Below are 23663 nucleotides of genomic sequence, written 5' to 3'. Positions count from 1 at the left end.
TAAACAATTGAAAGGAGCAAAAATGCCACAGGAAATAGTGTTTTGCAAGGGCGGTGGCTGTACCGCAAAGCTTGGTCCGGATTTGTTAAGTCATGTTTTAGCAAAGCTGCCAAGGGGTGAAAAAGACAGCAATCTGCTCATCGGATATGATAGCTGTGATGATGCGGCAGTGTACAAAATTTCAGATGACACGGCGGTAGTCCAGACGCTTGATTTTTTTCCGCCGATGGTTGATGATCCGTATACGTTTGGACAGATAGCGGCTGCAAATGCGCTCAGTGATATCTATGCGATGGGCGGCACAGTAAAGACCGCATTGAACATCGTCTGTTTCCCTGAGAAAATGGATCTGAATATACTTGGCAAAATAATGCAGGGCGGTGCCGATAAGGTGATAGAGGCCGGCGGCACACTTGCGGGCGGCCATTCTATAGCAGACAGTGATGTAAAATACGGACTTTCAGTCATGGGTACGGTCCACCCGGAGCATATTTACAGCAACAATACAGGGCAGCCGTCAGATGTGCTTATACTTACAAAGAAACTCGGAGTGGGGCTTGTATGCAACGCAAACCGCGTCGGGGAAGCTCCGTTAGGTGCAATTGAGGATGCGGTAAGCTCTATGACCACACTGAATAAGGCAGCATCCGAAATCAGTCATGCTTTCGATATACATGCATGCACGGATGTCACGGGATTTAGCTTTTTAGGGCATCTGAGTGAGATGTTAAATGATGATATAACAGCACTTATCGACTCGATTTCCATCCCGGTCATTACCGGAGCACTGCGATGCGCAGATGAGTTTTTCCTCACGGCAGCGGCCCAGCGCAACAGAAACCATGTAGGTGATAAGGTGTGCTTTGCAAAAAATATACCTTTTTCAATGGAGGAGGTACTTTTCGATCCGCAGACCTCCGGAGGATTGCTGTTTGCAGTAAAAGCCTCTGAGGCAGATGCATTTTTGCATGAGCTTAAAGCCGCAGGGCTCCCGGCTGCAAAGGTGGGACGATTTGTTAAGCGTCGCGATGTGCCGATATATGTGAACTGATTTTAAGCTGCCATAGCTTATGCAAATTTGCTGACAGGCTGCATGCCCGGCTTTTGAGGGCTGACGAGTTGAAATAACATAGGGAGGATTATAAATATGATAACAGTAAATGCAATAGGGGATACATGTCCAATCCCGGTAGTAAAGACAAAGAAAGCGATAGAGGCTCTCACACAGCCGGATACGGTTGAGACACTTGTGGACAATGAAGTTGCAGTGGAAAATTTAAAAAAGATGGCTGCACAGAAGGGCTATAGCTGTGATAGCAGTAAGCTCGACGACGGAAGCTACAGCGTAAAGCTGACAATTGAAGCTGTAAATGCCGATGAGCTTTCGGATACAGACGAGGCTTCACAGTATGCATGCAGGCCGGCCGCAGATAACAGGGTTGTTGTAATCCGCTCTTCATATATGGGAGAGGGCAGCGAGGAGCTTGGCAAGGTACTTATAAAGGGCTTCATCTATGCGCTTTCGCAGCAGGACAACCCGCCTGAAACCATGCTTTTCTATAATGGAGGAGCGAAGCTGACCTGTGAGGGCTCAGAGTCACTTGAGGATTTAAAGGAGCTTAAGAGCCGTGGGGTGAAAATTTTTACCTGCGGAACATGCCTGAACTACTATGAGCTGTCAGATAAGCTTGCAGTCGGAGAGGTGACCAACATGTATGATATCGCAGAAAAGATGGCTGGGGCATCTCTTATTGTAAGTCCGTAGAGTTATACAAGGTGTGAGGTAATGGATAAAAATTTGGCAAGAGAAAAGAAAAAACGGCTAATCATCACCTTCGAGACTAACACAGCACCGTTGAAGCTTGATATCAAGGGCAAGGCATGTGGTATTCCGGGACGCACGATTCCTCTTCCGTCTGTCATATCGGCGGGCTGCGGGCTGGCATGGAGAGCAGAGCTTTCTGACAGGGAGTGCCTCATAGCCTTTATGAAGGAGCATGACATCAGGTGGGAAGCGATGTATGAAATCGAAATGAGGTAACTGATAGTTACCTATATAGCAGGATAACAGGAGAAAAATATGTTTTATTACAATCAGTATGTGAGGGCGCAAAGCCTTGATGAAGCTTATGAGCTTTATCAGAAAAAACCGAATTTTGTGCTGGGCGGCATGCTCTGGCTCAAAATGAAAAATAAGACGCTTGGCACGGCAATTGACCTGTGCGATCTCGGACTTGACCAAATTGATGAGGATGAGAACGAGTTTAGAATCGGTGCATATGCAACACTCAGGCAGATAGAGACACATGAAGCACTGAATGCATATACACACGGCGCAATCGCAGAGTCGGTCAGACACATTGTCGGAGTGCAATTTAGAAATGTGGCAACTGTCGGAGGAAGCATCTGGGGCAGATTCGGATTTTCAGATGTCATGACGATTTTCAGGGCACTGGGAGCAAAGGTGCAGCTTCACAAGGCGGGAATTATGGATTTGGATGAGTTTGCGGCACTTCCAAGAACCACGCGCGATGTGCTTGTGTCAGTAATAGTACCGAAAAATGCAAAGGGCGTAGTATACTTAAGCCAGAGAAACCAGTCAACAGACTTTCCGGTGCTCACATGTGCAGTGGCAAACAGAAGCGGCAGGTATGTGGCGGTTATCGGAGCATCACCATATATGGCAGAGCCTGTGTGGGATGAGGATGGCATACTCGATGGCATAGCAGATGCAAAGACAGATGGTAATGCAGCCTTGACAGATAACTCCGAAACCAATGCCAAAATAGATAAATTTGCCGAATATGTTGCAGAGCATATCCGTTTTGGAAGCAATATAAGGGCAGGGGCTGAGTACAGAGAGATAATCTGCAGGGTGCTTACACGCCGCGCTGTTACACAGTCGCTTGACATCTGCGATGATATTAAGCACGAGCATTAAGTAGGAAGGAATTCATATATATGGATGTTAAAATAAAATTAAATGGAAAGTTAATAACCGACTCGGTAGACCAGGATATGGTCCTTTTAGACTTTTGCCGTAAGCACAATTGCTTTTCGGTGAAGAGAGGCTGTGAGTCAGGCAACTGTGGTCTTTGTACAGTGCTTCTGGATGGAAAGCCTGTGCTGTCATGCAGCACGCCGATAGGCAGGGCAGACGGCAGAGCGGTGGACACCCTCGAGGGACTTGAGGAGGAAGCTAAGCAGTTTACAGGATTTTTTGCTGCACAGGGAGCGGATCAGTGCGGCTTTTGTAATCCGGGTTATATTGTAAATATTGTGGCGCTTCTGAGAGAAAATCCTGACCCGACTGATGAGGAAATTCTTGAATATCTTTCAGGAAATCTGTGCCGTTGTACAGGATATCAGAGTCAGCTCCGCTCAATCAGAAATTTCTTAAACAGTAAGAAAGAGGGCGCACCTCTTAATCTTGAGGCAGGCGTCTATGGAGAGGATATCGGAAAGGAGTGGCAGGATGAGCACAAATCAAACTAATGAAAACAGCTTCAACCGCGCCAGAAGGGATTACCACGCGGTTGGAAAATGTATACCTAAAAAGGACTCGAGCCAGCTTTTACTCGGAAAGCCGGTATTTACCGATGACATCACACCGCGTGATGCGCTTGTCATAAAGCTTCTTAGAAGCCCATATGCAAATGCAATTGTCGAGGATGTAAAGACAGATATCGCTCTTAAGGTGCCGGGCATGGTCGCAGTATACACCTGGGAGGATGTTCCGAAAAAGCGTTTTTCTATCGCAGGCCAGACATTTCCGGAGCCGTCACCATATGACAGATTAATCCTTGACCGCCATGTGAGAAGCGTAGGTGACGCCGTCGCTATAGTAGTCGGAGAATCTGAAAAGGCGGTGGACAAGGCTCTTAACATGATAAAAGTAAAGTACACGGTGCTTGAGCCGGTGCTTGACTTCAGAAAGTCGCTGGATAACAAGGTGCTCGTGCATCCTGAGGATGACTGGTCATCCAGCATAGATACAGGCGATGTAAAGCGCAATCTCATTCACCACGAAGAGGATGAGCATGGAAATGTGGAGAAAATTCTGTCAGAGTGCGATGAGATTATTGAGCACACATATCGCATAAAGGCAGCGCAGCAGGCATATATGGAGACCTGCAGGGCATACTGTGAGATAGACAGATACGGCAGACTTCACTGTATCAGCTCGACACAGATAGTTTTCCACCTGCGCCGAATACTGGCAAATGCACTTGATATTCCAAAGTCTATGGTGCGCGCTGAAAAGCCGCGTATCGGAGGCGGTTTCGGTGCCAAGCAGACAGCGGTCTGTGAGGTGTATCCGGCATTTGTTACCTGGAAGACAAAGCGTCCAAGCAAGATAATCTACAGCAGAAAAGAGTGTCAGACTATCGCGTCACCGCGTCATGAGATGGAAGTTACCGTGCGTCTTGGAGCGATGAAAGATGGTCATATAAGGGCGATAGATCTTTATACGCTGTCAAATGGTGGAGCATACGGAGAGCATAGCACTACAACAGTAGGACTCTCCGGTCATAAATCGCTTCCTCTTTATACAGGAGGCTGCGAGGCAACCAGATTTTCGTGCGATGTTGTGTATACAAACGTGCAGGCGGCAGGAGCATACAGAGGCTATGGAGCCACACAGGGTATATTTGCACTTGAATCAACCGTCAATGAGCTTGCAGAAAAGCTGCATATAGACCCGGTTGAGCTTCGTTTGAAAAATATTGTACGTGAGGGCATGTTTATGCCGGCATATTTTGGCGAGACAGCCAATGCATGTGCACTTGACAGATGTATAATGCACTGCGCGGACAATTTCCACTGGGCAGAAAAGTATCCTGTCCGCGATATGGGAAATGGCAAGGTTCGTGCGGCAGGCATGGCGCTTGCAATGCAGGGCTCCTGCATATCCAATGTAGATGTCGGCTCGTGTACCTTAAAGCTTTCAGACTGTGGCACCTACAATATGATGATAGGTGCGGCAGACATGGGAACAGGCTGTGATACAATACTTGCGCAGATGGCGGCTGAGGTACTTGACTGCGAGCCGGATGATATAACAGTGTTTGGAGCGGATACAGATGCTTCTCCTTATGACTCGGGTTCATATGCCTCATCAACCACCTACATCACAGGAATGGCCACACAGAATGCAGCACTTGAGCTTCGTGAAAATATAAAGAAAATCGGTGCACAGCTGCTGGGCTGTGCTGCATCAGAGGTGGATTTCGACGGTAAAGAGGTGTATATCATAAATCCGGACGGTGCAGACAATGTGGCAGTTTCCGTAAGTCTTTCCGATATAGCAACAAAAGCACAGGTCAACAACACGATACCTGTAGATGTCACCGCCACATATTCATCACCTGTTTCACCGCCACCATACATGGTAGGCATGGTCGAGATAGAGCTTGATAAGGAGACCGGAGCAGTTAAAATACTTGATTATCAGGCTGTCGTGGACTGCGGAATTCCGGTCAATCCAAACCTTGCACGTGTGCAGACAGAGGGTGGCATAGGTCAGGGAATCGGCATGGCACTTTATGAGAATGTCACCTACAATGCCGGTGGTAAAATCGCAGAAAATGATTTCATGCAGTACAAGATACCGACACGACAGGATGTGGGACATATCAACGTCGAATTTGAGACAAGCTATGAGCCTTCAGGCCCATTTGGAGTCAAGTCAATCGGCGAGATAGTTATCAATACACCGGCTCCTGCGCTGGCACATGCCATTTATCGCGCAACAGGCGTATGGCACAGGACAGTTCCGTTTACCCCGGAGAAAATACTTATGGGAATGGCAGACCCAAACTGGCACGAAAAGGACCTAAGAGTGAAATGATTCATATCATATACATGGCGGCTGGAAACAGCCGCCGTTTTGGAAGTAACAAGCTGTTTTATGAGCTGAATGGAAAACCTATGTACAGGCATCTGCTTGAACGTTTGATAGAAATTAAAGATAGATATAATAAATTAAAAAATGCAGAATCGAATAACCCGGTCATAGATATAACCGTTGTTACACGTTATCGGGAAATACTGGACTACTGCGCATGTATCCCGGATTGCCATGCAGTCTTAAGTCCGGACAGCGAAAAAGGCATATCCTACACCATAAAAGCAGGAATTATGGCGGTGCAGGAGCAGAAAAAGACTGGTATGCAGGACTACTACATGTTTGCAGTAGCTGACCAGCCATATTTAAAAAGTCAAAGCGTGATTAAATTAATAGATAAAGTGCTTGAAAATAAAGGAAATATGAAATCAGTTTTTTCACTTCGCTGTGGAGATACCGTAGGTAATCCGTGTGTATTTCATTCATCGCTTATCCCGCAGCTTTTATCACTGGAGGGTGATAAGGGTGGCAGAAGTGTGGCAAAGAAGTATGACTGTGTATATGTGGATATCGCAGATGAGCGTGAGCTGACGGATATAGATACCTTATCAAATTCAAAACATACCGTGACATTATAAAAGCTATTATGAAAGAGCACTGTATCAGTGCATATCGAATGTATATTTTATTCAAATTCCCATATACTACCTCCAAAGCATGAATGCAAATGCAAAAAAGTAACCGGAGGACAATAAAGTGAAAATCACAGGATTGACCAGAAGAGTAGATTCCCTCGGCAGAATAGTTATACCAAAGGAGCTTCGCAGGATGCTGCATATAAAAGAGGGAAGCCCACTGGAAATATATATGGATGCGGACGAGACGATAGTGCTAAAGAAGTATTCGCAGGTTGGAAGCCTGAAGAATATATCACAGGCATATGCACAGAGCCTGTCAAAGGTAACAGGAGCCATGGTATGTGTGGCGGATAGGGATGAGATAATAGCAGCAGCCGGCAAAAACCACAAAAATTATATAGGCAAGGCTTTGTCAAAAGAACTCGAGAATATTATGGATAAGAGAAAAAGTGCATTGTACAGTAAAAAAGACGATACCCTGATACCTGTGGTAAAGGACGATAAAGCTGACTGTGAAGCGCAGGCAATAGCAGTAATAGTGCATGATGGTGATAGCGCGGGAGCCGTTATACTGTGTGTTTACGATGAAAAAGCCGATAAGTCTGAGATTGCCGAAAAGCTGGCGGGTGCAGCAGCAGAATTTCTGGCTGACCAGCTTGGCTAGAGATAGCAAAAAGCAATGTAAAAACTATTTACTTGACTACAACAGTAATAAAGATGTAAAATAGCTTGATAAAGGGAGCAATTAGCTTCCTTTTGTGCTATAAAGGTATAATAGAAAATTAAGCAATTATTAATTATCTGATGTAGAGGCATTGTAGTATAATAGACAGTACATATTGGATATAGTTGTCAATTATCTATAAAGTATGCCGATATACAATGGTATACCGATAGTTTGGAGGTAACGTTTAGAAATGGCAAAACAGAAAAAGAAAAAGAAGAAAAAGCAGCATCGCGTTTTCTGGTTTTTCATAAAGCTTCAGATTTTTCTGATGGTACTGATACTTGGTGGATTATGCTTTTATTACTTTGGAGGCTATGCAGACAAGGTGGCGAAGCTTCACTCAGAGGCAGTAGAGCTCGTGCAGAAATCTGACAAAAACACATTTTTACCGGCGCGCACGAGTACACTCTACGATACAAACGGTGATGAGATATCAGAGACGGCCACTACCAAAAAGGCTGACTATGTGAAGTATGAGGATATACCGCAGAACTTCGTAAACTGCATGGTCAGTATCGAGGACAAGAAGTTCTACAAGCACAATGGTGTGGACCTAAAGGCAATAGTGCGTGCCGCAAAGTCCATCATAAAGAACAAGAGAATTACCCAGGGTGGCAGTACCATCACGATGCAGCTCGCCCGAAATATTTATCTGGATACGAACAAGAACTGGCAGCGAAAAGTCAAGGAAATGTTCATAGCGATGGAGCTTGAAAGGAAATATTCAAAGAACGATATTATGGAGTTCTACCTGAATAATGTCTATTTCATGAACGGATATTATGGTATTCAGGCAGCGTGCCATGGCTATTTTAACTGTGAGCTTTCGGATCTTGATTTGTCGCAGACTGCCTTTTTGTGTGCGATTCCGAACAGCCCGACATACTATGACCCGATAAACAACAAGGATCATACATTGACACGTCGCAATCTCATATTGAAAAATCTAAGGGAAGATGGCAAAATCACACAGCAGGAATATGAGGCCGCTATAAACGAGGAGATAACCCTCAATATGCCTGAGAAGGATGACACGGTCAAGTACAATTATGTGGATACCTATGCATATTACTGCGCTACGAGGGCGCTCATGGAGAATGAGGGCTTCAAGTTCAAGTATTACTTTGACTCAGACGATGAAGAAAAGGAGTATGATGCTTCATATGATGAGATGTATTCATATTGTCAGAAAAAGCTCTACTCAGACGGTTACAAGATTTATACATCAATTGATCTGACTATGCAGCAGCAGCTTCAGGATTCAATTGACCTTACGCTTTTGGACTTTACAGACACGACCGATGATGGCACATTTAAGCTGCAGAGTGCTGCAACCTGTATAGACAACGACACAGGCGAGGTGGTTGCAATAGTTGGTGGACGAAGCCAGGATGCGGTCAGTCATACGCTAAACCGTGCTTTCCAAAGCCATCGTCAGCCGGGAAGCTCAATCAAGCCGCTCATTGTGTATACACCATCATTTGAGCGTGGTAAGACACCGGATACCATCGTAAATGACCACAAGTTTGATGGAGGACCGTCTAACTCGGGTGATTCATATTACGGTGATGTGACTATCAGGTTTGCCGTTCAAAAATCACTGAATACTGTAGCATGGCAGCTATATGATGAGCTCACGCCAAAGGTAGGCTTACAGTATCTCAAGGATATGAATTTTACCAATATTGTAAAGGATGACTATGTCACAGCAACAGCACTTGGAGGTTTTACAACAGGTGTATCCACACTGGAGATGGCATCTGCATATTCAACACTTGAGAACGATGGAATGTACAGGAATCCGACATGTATTAAGTCGATTGTAGATTCTGACAACAATATCATATATACATCATCGCAGAAGGATACCGTCATATATACAGAGACAGCATCACGTATGATGACAGATGTCATGACAGATGTTATGAAATCAGGAACCGGACGTAGCGCTAATCTGGACAATGGCATGCCTTGCGCCGGCAAAACCGGAACCACAAACGATAAGAAGGATGGCTGGTTCTGTGGCTTTACCAGATACTACACCACATGTGTATGGGTAGGCTGCGATATGCCTGAGACAGTCAAAAAACTGACAGGAAGCTCTTACCCGGCAGAAATATGGAAGAACTACATGGATCAGATACATGCTGACCTTACACCAATAGATTTCCTGCCATATGCCCAAATATCGGATGATTATCAGGACAGCCAGGAGACACAGGATACACCTGCCGATGACCAGACGCAGAATAATCCTACAGATCAGACAGTGACCGCACCTGATGCAGGAACCACCACACCGGATAAGACAACAACAGACACGAATAAGACAGATGCTGCTGGTGGAAATCATGAAAAAACACCTACTACACCATCAGAAAATCCATCAGGTGGAGCCGGAGACAGTGGTTCAGCCGGAGGCACAGGTGGAGCTGGAGACAGTGGTTCAGCCGGAGACACAGGTGGAGCCGGAGACAGTGGTTCAACCGGAGGTGCAGGTGGAGCTGGAGGCAGTGGTTCAACCGGAGGTGCAGGTGGAGCCGGAGGCAGCGGTTCAACCGGAGGCACAGGTGGAGCTACCGGTGGTACCACCGGAGGCGAAGCAGCCCAGTAGATTTTTCTTTGCAGTGCTGTCGGGAGTTGTGTTCTTTGCAGCATACGCATCTGTCACGATAGGAAACAAGACGATAGATGCGCTCATATATTCAGTGACCTACAACGGCTCATACCTTGCAGTAGAGGAAATTATCACAATCATAGTGATATCAATCCCACCGGTTAAGAAGGCGCTCGACTATGTGAAGCAGATGGCGAACAGCCGGTAGATAATCTATATTTAAATAATTAAAATATGTAAAAAAGAGCAGAATAGGTAGAAATACTTGTCCTGCTCTTTTTAGTATTCGAAAAAAGTAAAATAAAACACTCGAAAAATATAAAATAAAACATTAGAAAAATATAAAACAAAACACTCGAAAAACATAAAATAACCTTGTATAATCTGTGAATTAAATGGTATAATAACCATGAAGGGAGCAGATATTTATGGAATATATAAGCAGAATTGTTGATGATGTGATAGATAGAAAAACAGAGGCATTTAATGCAGTGAGCATCACAGGACCAAAAGGATGTGGAAAGACAAGAACAGCAAGAGAACGATGTAAAACTGTTATTGAATTTCAGGATGAAGACAAGAGAGAGGGGTATCTTGCAGTAGCAGAAACTGCACCTAAGCTCTTTTTAAAGAATCCTAAGCCAATACTGTTTGACGAGTGGCAGGATGCCCCAAAGATATGGGGAACAATAAGAAAAGCGTGCGATGACAATCCGGAGAGTGTAGGAGAGTTTTATCTGACAGGCTCATCAAGTAAGAAGATTAATACACCCCATACAGGTACAGGACGAATAACAGAGGTTACGATGTACCCTATGACTTTGTTTGAGACAGGAGAATCAAACGGAAGCATATCGTTGTTTAAATTATTAGAAGATGAAGCATATGATATTGATGGACTTACCACAGATATAAAGCTTGAGGATTTGTTTTTTGCGGTCTGTAGAGGTGGATGGCCGAGATGCATGGCACTTTCAAAGGACAGTGCAAAGCTTGAAATAGCTAAGGATTATTATAGGCAGATTTATCAGAAGGACATATCAGCCATTGATGGAGTAAACAGAAATCCGGAATGGGCAAGGACACTGCTTTGGTCGTATGCCAGAAATATGGCTACTACAGCAAAACGCAAGAATATATTTTCAGATGTAAAAGCCACACAGAATGTTACAGATGTAACGCTTTCTTCATATATAGATGCTCTGGAGCTATTGTATGTTGTAAAGGATATAGATGCCTGGACACCGCATTTGCGTTCGAAAACAGCTATCAGAGCTGCCAAAAAGCATATATTTGTTGATCCCTCTATAGGATTGGCTGCGCTTGGTGTTAATCCGGACTATTTTATCAACGATTTGGATCTATTTGGGCATGTATTTGAAAATATGGTGCTTAGAGATTTACTTGTATTTGCTGAAAAGCACAATGCCAGAGTGATGCATTATACAGATGATATGGGCGTAGAAGCAGATGCAGTCTATCAGTTGGAGGACGGCCGTTATGCGCTTATTGAAATAAAAACCGGAGTGAACAAGATTCCGGAAGCGGAAAAATCCTTGCTGCGATTCAAGGATATTATCTTAAAATATAATGAGAAAGCATTGGAAAAAGAAAAACATCCACGTGATGTATATAAAGAACCATCGGCACTGATTGTGATTTGCGCAAATGCAACCATGGCATATACCACGGAGTCAGGAGTTCGGGTTGTGCCGGTTGGGTGTTTGAGAGATTAATATAGAGCAGACTGTAAAATTGAGCTGACCACTCATAATTACAGTCTGTTTTTTAGTGTATATTATTGTCACAGTGTAAGGGAGCAGGCGGGCAGAAAATTGCCCATCCAATGAGTTTGTACGAAGCTGCTTAGAGGCTGTTGGAATTGTAATAGGTACACAGTAGCGCACGTGCATGGAAGCACGGGCGAGGCGTTACCGCGCCAAGGACGGCGCGTAAAAGCCGGCTGCGTCAGGCATAGAAAACCTGACTTACAATTCTTACAGCCTCTTGGCTGCTGGTAGGAGACGTTTTGGATGGGTAATTTTCTGCCCGCCTGCTCCCGTACCATATAAAAAATGAAAAATAAAAATACTTTGACTTGACAACTATTTTAAATGTGATATACTTTCACTGTCAAATGATTTGATGATGAAAATATTTGACGTGCAAACTAGTGCAAATATACCAGCGCACAAAACCGAAAATAAACACAGAAAAAGGAGAACAGAAATATGTTGGAGAAAATCAAGGAAATCGTAGCAGATCAGTTAGGAATCGACGAGGATGATATCAAATTAGAGTCAAACTTCAAGGAGGATCTTGAGGCAGATTCATTAGATCTTTTCGAGCTTGTAATGGCACTCGAGGAGGAGTACGGAGTAGAAATCCCTTCAGAGGATTTAGAGAAAATCGCAACAGTTAACGACATCATTGAGTATCTTAAGAACAAAGGTGTAGAGGCTTAAAAGACATGGAAACAAGAATAACAAAGCTTCTTGGAATCAAATATCCGGTCATTCAGGGTGGCATGGCATGGGTAGCAACCCATGAGCTTGCCAGCGCTGTGTCCAATGCAGGCGGACTTGGCATCATCGGAGCAGGCGGAGCCCCGGCTTCATGGGTAAAGGAGCAGATAGTCGCTGCAAAGAAGGAGACAGATAAGCCGTTCGGAGTCAACCTCATGCTTATGAATCCGGAGGCCGATGAGATAGCAAAAATCATCGCCGAGGAAAAGGTAAAGGTAGTCACCACCGGCGCAGGAAACCCTGCAAAGTACATGGATATGTGGAAAGAAGCAGGCGTCATCGTAATCCCTGTAGTTGCAAGCGTAGCACTCGCAAAGCTCATGGAGAGAGGCGGGGCAAGTGCGGTAATCGCCGAGGGAATGGAGTCAGGCGGACATATCGGAGCACAGACTACCATGACACTTGTGCCACAGGTTGTTGATGCAGTGAGCATCCCTGTTATCGCAGCAGGCGGAATTGCAGACAACAGAGGCTTCAATGCAGCATTTGCACTCGGGGCAGAGGCAGTCCAGATGGGTACACGCTTTGTCACCGCAAAAGAATCGATAGTACATGAAAACTATAAGCAGAAGGTCATTAAGGCCAAGGATATAGATTCCGAGGTTACAGGAATGAGCACAGGCCATCCGATCAGAGTGCTCAGAAACAAGATGACCAGACAATATCTCAAGCTGGAAAAGGAAGGAGCTCCATTTGAAGAGCTCGAAAAAATGACACTTGGCGCACTCAGAAAAGCCGTTGTGGACGGAGATACCGTATATGGCAGCGTCATGGCAGGTCAGAGCGCAGGCCTCGTAAAGAAAGAGGAAACCTGCAAAGAAATCATTGAGGATGTAGTGGGACTGAACAAATAGACAGTATTCACTTTTACATGCAAATTTAAGGATACCGGGCCGCCTGGAAAGAGTGGCTTACGGTATCCTGTCAGAAATAAGGAGAAACCGAAAATGGGTAAGAGAGTATTTATGTTTCCCGGACAGGGCTCACAGTATATAGGAATGGGTAAGGAGTTTTACGATACAATGCCAAATGCAAAGGCAGTAATCGACCTTGCCAGTGAACAGACAGGCTTGGATATTCCGGCATTATGCTTTGAGGAAAATGACAAGCTGAATATTACAGAGTACACACAGATATGTATGCTTGCAGTTGAGGCAGCTATATATCAGGCAATCATTGACAAAGGTATCACACCTGATGTCACAGCTGGATTAAGCCTTGGGGAATATGGTGCTCTCATCGCATCAGGAGCCATGACTATGGCAGATGCATTTGCAGTTGTCAGAAAAAGAGGAATCTACATGCAGGAGGCAGTTCCTACAGGTGGAGCCATGACAGCGGTTTTAGGACTTGATCCGCAGGTCATTGAGGATATATGCAAAAAGACAGCAGATGAGACAAATTCAGTTGTATCGGTAGCCAACTATAACTGCCCTGGGCAGATTGTTATCACGGGAGAAAAGGTAGCAGTAGATGCCGCCGCAGCAGCATGCAGCGAGGCAGGCGCCAAGAGATGCGTACCGCTCAAGGTCAGCGGACCTTTCCACTCAGCAATGCTTAAGGGTGCAGGAGAAAAGCTCGCAGATGCACTTGAGAGTGTAGAAATCCACGATATCAAGGTGCCATATATCACAAACGTCACAGCAGACTATGTGAAGTCACCGGCAGACGTCAAGGATTATCTGACACAGCAGGTTTCATCGTCAGTGCGCTGGCAGCAGACCATCGAGCGTCTTATCGCAGACGGTGCAGATGAGTTCGTGGAAATCGGACCGGGACGCTCACTCAGCGGATTTATGAGAAAGATAAATAGAGACGTAAAAGTCGTAAACATAGACAAACTGGAGGATTTTGAAAAGTATGTTAACAGGTAAAAATGCCCTGGTTACAGGCGCAAGCCGCGGAATTGGAAGACAGATAGCTCTTACACTTGCCGCAGCACACGCCTTTGTAATAGTAAATTATAATGGTTCAAAGGAAAAGGCGGATGCCGTTGTTGCAGAGATAAAGGCAGCAGGCGGTGATGCAGTTTCTTATCAGTGCAATGTATCTGATTTTGACGAGTGCCAGAATATGATAACAGCGCTCATCAAGGAGTACAAGCACATAGATATCCTCGTAAACAACGCAGGAATCACAAGAGACGGTCTCATCATGAAGATGAGCGAGGCAGACTATGACGCAGTGCTCGACACAAACCTTAAGGGTGCGTTCAACACAATCCGTCATATGTCACGCTATTTCTTGAAGCAGAAATCAGGAAGAATTATCAATATTTCATCAGTTTCCGGAATACTCGGAAATGCAGGACAGGCCAACTACAGCGCCAGCAAGGCAGGAGTTATAGGACTCACAAAGGCTGTAGCCAGAGAGCTTGCCAGCCGTGGAATCACAGCAAACGCAGTGGCACCGGGCTTTGTAGAGACCGAGATGACAGATGTGCTTGCCGATGCGGCAAAGGAGAATCTTTTATCACAGATTCCGCTTGGCAGACCGGGAAACACAAAGGATATCGCAAACGCAGTATTATTTTTAGCATCAGATGCAGCAGGCTACATCACAGGCCAGGTGCTGTCTGTTGACGGAGGAATGGCAATATGAGTAGAAGAGTAGTTGTAACAGGACTTGGAGCAGTAACACCAATCGGAAATAATGTGGACGATTTCTGGACATCGGTAAAGGCCGGAAAAATCGGATTTGACCACATCACAAAATTTGACACAACAGATTATAAATGTCACATTGCAGCAGAGCTTAAGGACTTTAACCCACAGGATTTTATGGACAGAAAGGCTGCAAAGAGAATGGAACCATTCTCACAGTACGCTGTAGCTGCTGCAAAGCAGGCAATTGATGACAGCGGACTTGATATCGAAAAGGAAGATCCATACATGGTTGGATGTGCCATCGGTTCAGGTATCGGAAGTCTTCAGGCTATGGAGCGCGAGACACAAAAGCTTTATGAAAAGGGACCAAACAGAGTCAATCCTCTGCTTGTTCCGCTTATGATCTGTAACATGGCAGCAGGAAATGTTTCTATCCAGTTCGGTCTCAAGGGAAAGAGTATCAATGATGTAACAGCCTGCGCTACAGGAACAAACACAATCGGTGAGGCATACAGAAGCATCCAGTACGGTGAGGCTGACGTGATGGTAGCCGGTGGTACAGAGGGCAGTGTATGTCCTATCGGAATCGCAGGATTTACAGCACTTACAGCGCTTTCTACAGTAGATGATCCGACAAAGTGTTCACTTCCGTTTGACAAAAACAGAAGCGGCTTTGTAATGGGTGAGGGCGCAGGAGTTGTTATCCTTGAAGAGCTTGAGCATGCAAAGGCAAGAGGTGCAAAGATTTATGCAGAGGTAGTCGGATACGGCTGCTCATCTGATGCATACCACATCACATCTCCGCAGGAGGATGGCGCAGGCGCAGCAAGAGCCATGACCAATGCCATGAGCGATGCAGGTGTCACACCGGCAGATGTAAAATACATCAATGCTCACGGAACAGGCACACATCACAATGATCTCTTTGAGACAAGAGCGATCAAGCTTGCGTTCGGTGATGAGGCTGCAAATCTTAAAATCAATTCAACAAAGTCTATGATAGGACATCTGCTCGGAGCAGCGGGAGCTGTTGAGTTTATAACATGTGTGAAGGAAATTCAGGATGGATTTATACATAAGACTGTTGGCTATGAGACTCCTGATGAGGAGATTGACCTCAATTACTGCAAGAACAGCTATGAGGAGCCTGTTGAGTATGCACTTAGCAATTCACTGGGATTCGGTGGACATAATGCAAGTATTCTGCTCAAGGCGTATAAATAAATAGCTTCTGCTTTTTAAGGGGCTTCGCGCATTCAGGCTGTGAGGTCCGGTGGAGCACACAGTATATTCCTCATAAAAAATATGAAGTCAGTCACGGCATTTTGCACGGACAGGCTGTGATATGGTGTTAGTGCCTCATGCTATTGGAGTGGATGGAACGCCGTGACAGTTCATATTTTTTATTCAGAACACACTGTGTGCTTCCCGGCTCCACTTTGCGGAGCGCGAAGCATGTAGATAAATTGCTACTGCTTTTTAGGGGCTTCGCGCATTCAGGTTGTGAGGTCCGGTGGAGCACACAGTATATTCCTCGTGAAAAATATGAAGTCAGTCACGGAATTTTGCACGGGCAGGCTGTGGTATGGTGCTAGTGCTTCATGCTATTGGAGCGGATGGAACGCCGTGACAGTTCATATTTTTCATTCAGAACACACTGTGCGCTTTCCGGTCCACTTTGTTGAGCGCGAAGCGTGTAGATAGTTTAGAGCGAATTGAGAAAGGATAGATGTATATGTCAATTATGAATACGCAGCAGATTATGGATATTCTGCCGCACCGCAGTCCGTTTCTTCTCATTGATACGGTTGAGGAGCTGCAGCCGGGCGTGAAGTGTGTGGCTAAGAAGAATGTGACTATGAATGAGCCACATTTTATGGGACATTTTCCGGGAAATCCGGTGATGCCGGGAGTGCTTATTATTGAGGCTTTGGCGCAGACAGGTGCAGTTGCCATTCTTTGTCAGGATGAGTGGAAGGGCAAGACTGCATATTTTGCAGGCATCAATAATGCCAAGTTCAAGCAGAAGGTGGTTCCGGGAGATACTCTGGAGTTGACCACTGAGATTATAAAGGTTAAGGGTCCTATCGGTGTGGGCAAGGCTGTTGCCAGGGTAAATGGCAAGGTTGCCTGTATGGCGGAGCTTACATTTGCAATAGGTTAATTGCATAAGGAGACATGATGAAGTTATTCAAGAAGAAAGATAAAAATATAGAGGCTGAAGAGACTTTAGCAAAGAACGCTGAGAGCGAAAAAACAGCCGCAGATGGCAAAAATGCCGGTGTAGCACAGGAAACAAAAGAGGATGCCCCTGAGACAATCGTTTGTCCCAAGTGTGGCAAGACTGTGCTCAAATCAGTTGTAAAACAGCACAAATACGTCTGCTATGAGTGTAATTATTATTTCCGTGTGCGTGCTAAAAACAGAATCAGAATGGTTTCCGACAAGGAAGCATTTGAGCCATGGTTTACAGAGCTTACAACAGGAAATCCTCTCAATTTCCCTGAGTATGAGGAGAAAATTGCAAAGACTCAGGAGAAAACAGGACTTTCTGAGGGTATTGTCATCGGTAAGACAAAGATTTACGGCGAGGAGACAGTGCTTGGTGTAATTGATTCAAGATTTATGATGGGAAGCATGGGCCATGTGGTTGGTGAGAAAATCACAAGCGCATTTGAGCGTGCCACAGAGGAAAGACTTCCTGTTATATTATTCTGCTGTTCAGGCGGTGCCAGAATGCAGGAGGGTATCATTTCGCTGATGCAGATGGCAAAGACCTCAGCCGCAGCAAAACGTCATTCAGAGGCAGGACTTTTATATGTGCCTGTACTCACAGATCCTACAACAGGTGGTGTGACAGCCAGCTTTGCAATGCTTGGAGACATCATTCTTGCAGAGCCAAAGGCACTTATCGGCTTTGCGGGTCCTCGTGTTATCGAGCAGACCATCGGACAGAAGCTGCCTGAGGGCTTCCAGAGGGCAGAGTTCCAGCTTGAGCACGGCTTTGTAGATATGATAGTTGAGCGTGAGGATTTAAAGAAGACTCTTTACAAGATTTTACGTGCTCACAGACCTACCACAGGCTATGCCAATTTTGACCCGCTTCACTCAGACGACAATTACGAGCCGACAGAGCTTATGAAGGAGCGCGAGGCAAAGGCTAAGCCATTTAAGGTATGGGACAAGGTCAGCGCCGCAAGACAGATTAAGAGACTTGCATCGGTTGACTATATGGACTATATCTTTGATGAGTTTATGGAGCTGCACGGAGACAGATATTTCCGCGATGACCCGGCTATCGTAGGCGGAATCGCATATTTAGACGGCCAGCCGGTTACAGTTATCGGTGTCCACAAGGGAAAAGACCTTGAGGACTGCGCAAAGAGAAACTATGGTATGCCATCACCGGAGGGCTACCGCAAGGCACTGCGCCTCATGAAGCAGGCAGAGAAATTCAACCGTCCGATCATAACCTTTGTCAATACATCAGGAGCTTATCCGGGAATGGAAGCAGAGGAAAACGGACAGGGTGAGGCAATCGCAAGAAACCTTTATGAGATGAGCGGCATCAAGGTGCCAATCCTTTGTCTCATGATAGGAGAAGGCGGAAGCGGCGGAGCTTTAGCTCTTTCTGTAGGAAATGAAGTGTGGATGATGGAAAATGCCACATACTCAATCCTTTCGCCAGAAGGCTTTGCATCTATCCTCTGGAAGGACGGAAAGCGTGCAAAGGAAGCCGCAGAGGTAATGAAGATTACAGCACACGACTTAAAGGAGCTTGATGTCGTGGATGATATAATACCTGAGTTTGGCGGAGCCGACGAGGATGCCCTTTCATCAATCGGAAACTACATGAAGGGCAACATGAAGAAATTCTTGGAAAAAGAAAGCAAATTGACAAAGGACCAGCTCTTGGAGGAAAGATACAAGCGTTTCCGCAAGTTCTAGTCCCGGAAAGGAAATTCTATGAAGATAGTTGGAACAGGAAGCTGCCTGCCACAGAGAGTGGTCTCAAACGATGACCTGGCAGCCATAATGGACACATCTGACGAGTGGATCAGCTCGCGTACAGGAATAAGAAACAGACACATTGCAACGACTGAGACAACCACCTCACTTGCCTGTGATGCAGTAAAAAGTGCGCTGCAGGATGCGGGGATTGACGGAAGTGAGATAGACTTGATAATAGCGGCAAGCGTATCCACAGACAAAATCGTTCCATCGCTCGCATGTCAGATTCAGGCTGAGATAGGTGCAGGCAGTGCAGTGGCATTTGACATAAATGCCGCATGCTCAGGCTTTTTATTCGGGCTTGCCACAGCGGATGCATATTTTAAGACCGGCAGGTTTCACAAGGCAGTCGTAGTGGGAGCAGAGGTTCTTTCAAAAATAATGGACTGGAATGACAGAAGCACCTGTGTACTTTTCGGAGACGGAGCAGGAGCAGCCGTTGTGACAGACGAGGGCGATGCTTTTAAGGGCTTTGTACAGGGCTCGGACGGAAAAGGCGGTGAGGCGCTTGACGGAGACAACCGTCCTGTAGTCAATCCGTTTACCGACAATGGAAAGCAGTCTGCACTCGGTGGCTATGTCACTATGGACGGTCCTGCTGTATACAAGTTTGCGGTAAAGACAGTGCCAAAGGCTATAAATGAGCTGCTTGATGAAATCGGCTGGAGCGTAGATGATGTGGATGTCTATGTGTTGCATCAGGCCAATATACGTATTATTGAGTCGGTTGCCAAGAGGCTTAAGCAGCCTATGGACAAATTCCCGACCAATTTACAGCATTGTGGAAATATTTCTGCGGCAAGTGTGCCGATTTTGCTTGATAAAGTCCGCAAAGATGGTATGATAAAGCATGAGGAAAAAATAATTTTATCAGGCTTTGGAGCAGGACTTACATGGGGAGCCTGCGCCATAGAGTGGCAATAGAAAGAGGTATTTATGACGGCAGATGAAACTTTAAATGAATTATTGGTGTGTCTGTTCAAGGATTTGACAGAGATAGAGGGCAGATGTCTGATAACAGACGAATTTTCTGATATTTCTATCAACGATATGCATATAATAGAGGCAATAGGAGTCGATGAGCCAAAGCGCTCCGGCACCGTAGCCAAGCTTATGTCTATCACTCTGGGCACACTGACAAAGGCAATAGATGGTCTCACCCGCAAGGGATACGTGAACCGTATCCGCAGTGAGGAGGATAAGCGTGTGGTAAAGCTCTCACTCACTGGCAAGGGAAAGAGTGCATACTATCATCATGAGCAGTTTCACCGTCATATGATAGAGCATATAAAGGACGGTCTTTCGGATGACGAAATGAAAGTTCTTATAACTTCACTTGCAAAACTCTCGGATTATTTCAAGGTGGTATATTCCGATGATGAGGAGAATCAGTACCAAAACTGGGATAATATAAATGAAGATAATAAATAAAATGAATTTTTTTTATATAAAACTTTCAAAAATTACTTGATTATAGCAATAGATTTATATAAAATAAACTTGTTGATGTGAAAAATAATTTTGTAAAGGAGATATAAAAATGAGCTATGTTGATGAAGTACTCGAAGTAGTAAAGAAGAAAAACGCAGATCAGCCTGAGTTCTTACAGGCAGTAACAGAGGTTCTTGATTCTTTAAGACCTGTGATCGATGCAAATGAGGAATTATACAGAAAGAATGCGATTCTTGAGAGAATCACAGAGCCGGATCGTCAGATCATGTTCAGAGTACCATGGGTAGATGACAATGGTCAGGTACAGGTAAACAGAGGTTTCCGTGTACAGTTCAATAATTCCATTGGACCATACAAGGGAGGTTTAAGACTTCATCCTTCTGTAAACCTGGGTATTATCAAGTTCTTAGGTTTCGAGCAGGTATTTAAGAATTCTCTTACAACACTTCCAATCGGTGGTGGTAAAGGTGGTTCTGATTTCGATCCTAAGGGTAAATCTGACAGAGAGATCATGGCATTCTGCCAGAGCTTCATGACAGAACTTTGCAAATATATCGGAGCAGACGTTGATGTACCGGCCGGAGATATCGGAACAGGTGCAAGAGAGATTGGCTTCTTATTTGGACAGTATAAGAGAATTCGTGGATCATACGAAGGTGTGCTGACTGGTAAGGGTCTTACCTATGGTGGATCTCTTGCACGTACACAGGCTACCGGATATGGTCTGTTATATCTTACTAACGCATTATGGAAAGATCATGGTATGAGCCTTGAGGGAAAGACAGCAGCAGTTTCCGGATCTGGTAACGTTGCTATCTACGCAATCGAGAAGGCACAGCAGCTCGGTGTCAAGGTTGTAACATGTTCTGATTCTACCGGATGGATTTATGATCCAAACGGAATTGATGTTGCTCTTCTTAAGGAAGTTAAGGAAGTTAAGCGTGCCCGTCTTACTGAGTATGCAGCTGCTAAGTCAACTGCTGAGTATCATGCAAAGCAGAACGGTGAGCACGGTGTATGGCAGTACAAGGTAGATCTTGCTCTTCCATGTGCGACTCAGAATGAGTTAGACATTGAGGATGCCAAGATGCTCGTTGCTAACGGTGTTACATCTGTAACAGAGGGTGCTAACATGCCTACAACTCTTGAGGCTACAAAATATCTTCAGGAGAACGGAGTACTCTTCGTAGGTGGTAAAGCTGCCAATGCAGGTGGTGTTGCTACATCAGCACTTGAGATGAGCCAGAACTCTGAGAGACTTTCATGGACATTCGAAGAGGTTGACGGAAAGCTCAAGGGTATCATGGAGACAATCTACGCTAACATTAGTGATGCTGCTAAGAGATACAATGCAACAGTTGGTGGAAAGACTGACTATGTTGCAGGTGCAAATATCGCAGGCTTTGAGAAAGTAGTTGACGCTATGCTTGCTCAGGGTGTTTGCTAATCTTGTAGGCACTTATTGAATAATGACTATAAAAACCCCTCCCACAGATAGAAGTCTGTGGGAGGGGTTTTGTAATAATATTTCAAAGAGAAAACTAATTTATTTTTTTATTAGCAAATGCTTTAATACCGCCTGCTACAAAAAGTATAGAGGCGATAATAACACCGGACACAAGCACAATAGCGTAAACATTGGCATTCACGCAGATATTGGAAGTCCAGTCAGAAAAATTCACGGACTTTATAGTAATTTGTCTGGTGCCCAAAATTAAAAACTCGCATATGTCATCGGCAAAAGCTGTCCAAACCGAAGCTATCAAAACTATAATTGCGGATTTTATAAATCCGTTTGCGTTTAAATATCGTGCATCGAAAAATATGAGCCAGGCTGCAAGTACAAAGACAAATGCTATAATACAGCCGGCCTTCATTCCGGCAACATCGTTTGTATGACCACATACCTCAATGATTGTGAGGAAAAGCCATAAGGTATCCCACAGCATAGTGATAAGAGCTTTTTTGTCTGATAAAGCAGGTGGAAGCTCAATTCCTCGGATGACAAACGGAAAAAGAACAATTGATAATCCAAATATAGTTGGAACAGACCAAAGCATAAATTCATTTGAACTATACATTCTGTCAACAAAAAAGAATATCAAAAGCAGAGCAAAAACACCGCAGATTATGCATTTGGTAAGTTTTTTCTGCTGTGCCATAAGTGGAACAACTGTCATTGCAGCCACAAGAAGCATAGATGCTGTTACCACCGCAAAGGTATTTAAACCATCGCCATTTGACAGGCACACTATGAAAGTGATGAGTATTGGGATAAGCAGTAGTCCGGCTATTATGACTCCGGTCTTGTAGGCAGCAGTTTTTTCCTTTTTTTCATGCTGCTTTAATACACTGTCGGCCTCTTTTTTTATCATTGAATCAATAGAATCGTTTTTTAGCTCATTGTATGTATTTTGACATTTTTCACAAGTCTTAAGGTGTTTTTCAACAAGCCTTTTGCTTGAGGGACTGCATACATCGTCATAGTATAGTGGGAGTAAATCCTGAACTATATTGCAGGTTTCATCGGTTGATTGTGTAATTGGATTATTCATTTCTATCCATCCTTTCTTTGATTTTCAGTCTGGCTCTATGGTAAGTTACCCGTGCCCAGTTCTCTGTTTTTCCAAATATCATGCCTATTTGGGAGAATGGCAATTCACCAAATATTCTAAGCTGAAAGACCTCCTTGTAGGGCTCATCAAGCTCGTGCAGTATAAGATGAATCTGAAGAGCGGTATCTTTATTTTCCAGGCTTTTTACCATATTATCGGGTTGTTCGAGCTGCTCTTCGTCAAGCTCTGTAAATTTTGTGCTTTTTCGGCATTCGTCCATTGCCAGATTTCTTGCTATGCTGCAAAGCCAGGTCTGTTCGCTTGATTTGCCGGCATATGCCTTCTTTGCGGTCATGGCCTTATAAAAAGTATTCTGGGTAATTTCCTCAGCCTGATGTTGATTTTTTACAATTGTCATTACATATGAGTATACTTGCAAGTAATAGGAATTGTACAATTTCTCATAATCCAGAACTGTCACCTCCTTTGTTCATAGGTTAGACGTAGAAAGGATTGTTTTGTTACAAAAAATTTTAAGATTTTTAGATTATATCATAAAAGGTAGTTATAAGGCAGGTGGAAATAAGCATATATTTACAGACCAAGAGCTTTACGAAGAATACAACCTTACTGATGAAGAAATAAATATCATAGAATCAGTCATCAAAGAACGAAAATAACAAT

General features: G+C 44.6%; 24 protein-coding genes. 22 read left to right on the top strand and 2 right to left on the bottom strand.

Going from position 1 to position 23663, the window contains the following annotated elements:
• Positions 1-22 precede the first annotated feature (22 nt).
• From selD to gdhA, 21 genes are all read left to right on the top strand, one after another.
• Positions 23-1051 carry a selenide, water dikinase SelD gene (gene selD, locus EUBREC_RS14170; RefSeq protein WP_012743913.1) on the top strand — a complete coding sequence of 343 codons (1029 nt, stop codon included), beginning with the start codon at positions 23-25 and terminating at the stop codon, positions 1049-1051.
• A gap of 96 nt (positions 1052-1147) precedes the next feature.
• Positions 1148-1765, top strand: a complete 618-nt coding sequence (gene yedF / locus EUBREC_RS14165; protein WP_012743912.1) for a sulfurtransferase-like selenium metabolism protein YedF — start codon at positions 1148-1150, stop codon at positions 1763-1765.
• 21 nt (positions 1766-1786) lie between these two features.
• Positions 1787-2041 (top strand): putative Se/S carrier protein, encoded by a 255-nt coding sequence (locus EUBREC_RS14160; protein ID WP_012743911.1) that lies wholly within the window; start codon positions 1787-1789, stop codon positions 2039-2041.
• A gap of 39 nt (positions 2042-2080) precedes the next feature.
• On the top strand, positions 2081-2941 hold the full coding sequence (locus EUBREC_RS14155; protein WP_012743910.1) for an FAD binding domain-containing protein: 861 nt from the start codon (positions 2081-2083) through the stop codon (positions 2939-2941).
• Between the two features lie 20 nt (positions 2942-2961).
• Entirely contained in the window at positions 2962-3495 is a 534-nt protein-coding gene (locus EUBREC_RS14150; protein ID WP_012743909.1) for a (2Fe-2S)-binding protein, read from the top strand.
• The gene (locus EUBREC_RS14145) at positions 3476-5851 is read left to right on the top strand and encodes a xanthine dehydrogenase family protein molybdopterin-binding subunit (protein WP_012743908.1); all 2376 of its coding nucleotides are present in this window, start codon (positions 3476-3478) and stop codon (positions 5849-5851) included. Before EUBREC_RS14150 ends, EUBREC_RS14145 begins: the two co-directional genes overlap by 20 nt.
• Positions 5848-6486, top strand: a complete 639-nt coding sequence (locus EUBREC_RS14140; RefSeq protein ID WP_012743907.1) for a nucleotidyltransferase family protein — start codon at positions 5848-5850, stop codon at positions 6484-6486. The genes EUBREC_RS14145 and EUBREC_RS14140 overlap by 4 nt, the downstream gene beginning before the upstream one ends.
• Before the next feature lie 118 nt (positions 6487-6604).
• On the top strand, positions 6605-7150 hold the full coding sequence (locus EUBREC_RS14135) for a stage V sporulation T C-terminal domain-containing protein (RefSeq protein WP_041254267.1): 546 nt from the start codon (positions 6605-6607) through the stop codon (positions 7148-7150).
• A gap of 253 nt (positions 7151-7403) precedes the next feature.
• Positions 7404-9827 carry a transglycosylase domain-containing protein gene (locus tag EUBREC_RS14130; protein ID WP_012743905.1) on the top strand — a complete coding sequence of 808 codons (2424 nt, stop codon included), beginning with the start codon at positions 7404-7406 and terminating at the stop codon, positions 9825-9827.
• Complete coding sequence (locus EUBREC_RS17815) at positions 9784-10038, top strand: energy-coupled thiamine transporter ThiT (protein WP_158555589.1); 255 nt, start codon at positions 9784-9786, stop codon at positions 10036-10038. Before EUBREC_RS14130 ends, EUBREC_RS17815 begins: the two co-directional genes overlap by 44 nt.
• 220 nt (positions 10039-10258) lie before the next feature.
• A complete protein-coding gene (locus EUBREC_RS14120; protein ID WP_012743903.1) occupies positions 10259-11566 on the top strand; it encodes an ATP-binding protein in 1308 nt (435 codons plus the stop codon).
• Between the two features lie 495 nt (positions 11567-12061).
• Entirely contained in the window at positions 12062-12295 is a 234-nt protein-coding gene (gene acpP / locus EUBREC_RS14115; protein ID WP_012743902.1) for an acyl carrier protein, read from the top strand.
• A gap of 5 nt (positions 12296-12300) precedes the next feature.
• Positions 12301-13209 carry an enoyl-[acyl-carrier-protein] reductase FabK gene (gene fabK / locus EUBREC_RS14110; RefSeq protein WP_012743901.1) on the top strand — a complete coding sequence of 303 codons (909 nt, stop codon included), beginning with the start codon at positions 12301-12303 and terminating at the stop codon, positions 13207-13209.
• A gap of 93 nt (positions 13210-13302) precedes the next feature.
• Positions 13303-14229, top strand: a complete 927-nt coding sequence (fabD, locus tag EUBREC_RS14105; protein ID WP_012743900.1) for an ACP S-malonyltransferase — start codon at positions 13303-13305, stop codon at positions 14227-14229.
• Entirely contained in the window at positions 14216-14956 is a 741-nt protein-coding gene (gene fabG / locus EUBREC_RS14100) for a 3-oxoacyl-[acyl-carrier-protein] reductase (protein WP_012743899.1), read from the top strand. The genes fabD and fabG overlap by 14 nt, the downstream gene beginning before the upstream one ends.
• The gene (fabF, locus tag EUBREC_RS14095) at positions 14953-16185 is read left to right on the top strand and encodes a beta-ketoacyl-ACP synthase II (protein WP_012743898.1); all 1233 of its coding nucleotides are present in this window, start codon (positions 14953-14955) and stop codon (positions 16183-16185) included. Before fabG ends, fabF begins: the two co-directional genes overlap by 4 nt.
• 511 nt (positions 16186-16696) lie before the next feature.
• Positions 16697-17125: a 3-hydroxyacyl-ACP dehydratase FabZ gene (gene fabZ, locus EUBREC_RS14090; protein ID WP_041254688.1), complete on the top strand. Its 429-nt coding sequence runs from the start codon at positions 16697-16699 to the stop codon at positions 17123-17125.
• A 14-nt stretch (positions 17126-17139) separates the two neighbouring features.
• A complete protein-coding gene (locus EUBREC_RS14085) occupies positions 17140-18909 on the top strand; it encodes an acetyl-CoA carboxylase carboxyltransferase subunit alpha (protein ID WP_012743895.1) in 1770 nt (589 codons plus the stop codon).
• Positions 18910-18927: 18 nt separating this feature from the next.
• Positions 18928-19896 (top strand): beta-ketoacyl-ACP synthase III, encoded by a 969-nt coding sequence (locus tag EUBREC_RS14080; RefSeq protein ID WP_012743894.1) that lies wholly within the window; start codon positions 18928-18930, stop codon positions 19894-19896.
• Positions 19897-19908: 12 nt separating this feature from the next.
• Complete coding sequence (locus EUBREC_RS14075; RefSeq protein ID WP_012743893.1) at positions 19909-20403, top strand: MarR family winged helix-turn-helix transcriptional regulator; 495 nt, start codon at positions 19909-19911, stop codon at positions 20401-20403.
• Between the two features lie 109 nt (positions 20404-20512).
• Positions 20513-21871 carry an NADP-specific glutamate dehydrogenase gene (gene gdhA / locus EUBREC_RS14070; RefSeq protein WP_012743892.1) on the top strand — a complete coding sequence of 453 codons (1359 nt, stop codon included), beginning with the start codon at positions 20513-20515 and terminating at the stop codon, positions 21869-21871.
• 94 nt (positions 21872-21965) lie between these two features.
• On the opposite strand, the gene EUBREC_RS14065 is transcribed toward gdhA, so the two are convergent.
• Both EUBREC_RS14065 and EUBREC_RS14060 read right to left on the bottom strand, forming a co-directional pair.
• Complete coding sequence (locus EUBREC_RS14065; RefSeq protein ID WP_012743891.1) at positions 21966-22979, bottom strand: zf-HC2 domain-containing protein; 1014 nt, start codon at positions 22977-22979, stop codon at positions 21966-21968.
• Positions 22972-23397: an RNA polymerase sigma factor gene (locus tag EUBREC_RS14060; RefSeq protein WP_012743890.1), complete on the bottom strand. Its 426-nt coding sequence runs from the start codon at positions 23395-23397 to the stop codon at positions 22972-22974. The genes EUBREC_RS14065 and EUBREC_RS14060 overlap by 8 nt, the downstream gene beginning before the upstream one ends.
• 100 nt (positions 23398-23497) lie before the next feature.
• On the opposite strand from EUBREC_RS14060, the gene EUBREC_RS17810 reads away from it, so the two are divergent.
• On the top strand, positions 23498-23659 hold the full coding sequence (locus EUBREC_RS17810; protein WP_012743889.1) for a hypothetical protein: 162 nt from the start codon (positions 23498-23500) through the stop codon (positions 23657-23659).
• Positions 23660-23663 lie beyond the last annotated feature (4 nt).

The organism is Agathobacter rectalis ATCC 33656 (genome assembly GCF_000020605.1).
Lineage (GTDB): Bacteria > Bacillota > Clostridia > Lachnospirales > Lachnospiraceae > Roseburia > Roseburia rectalis.
This window is presented reverse-complemented; position numbering and strand designations above follow the sequence as displayed.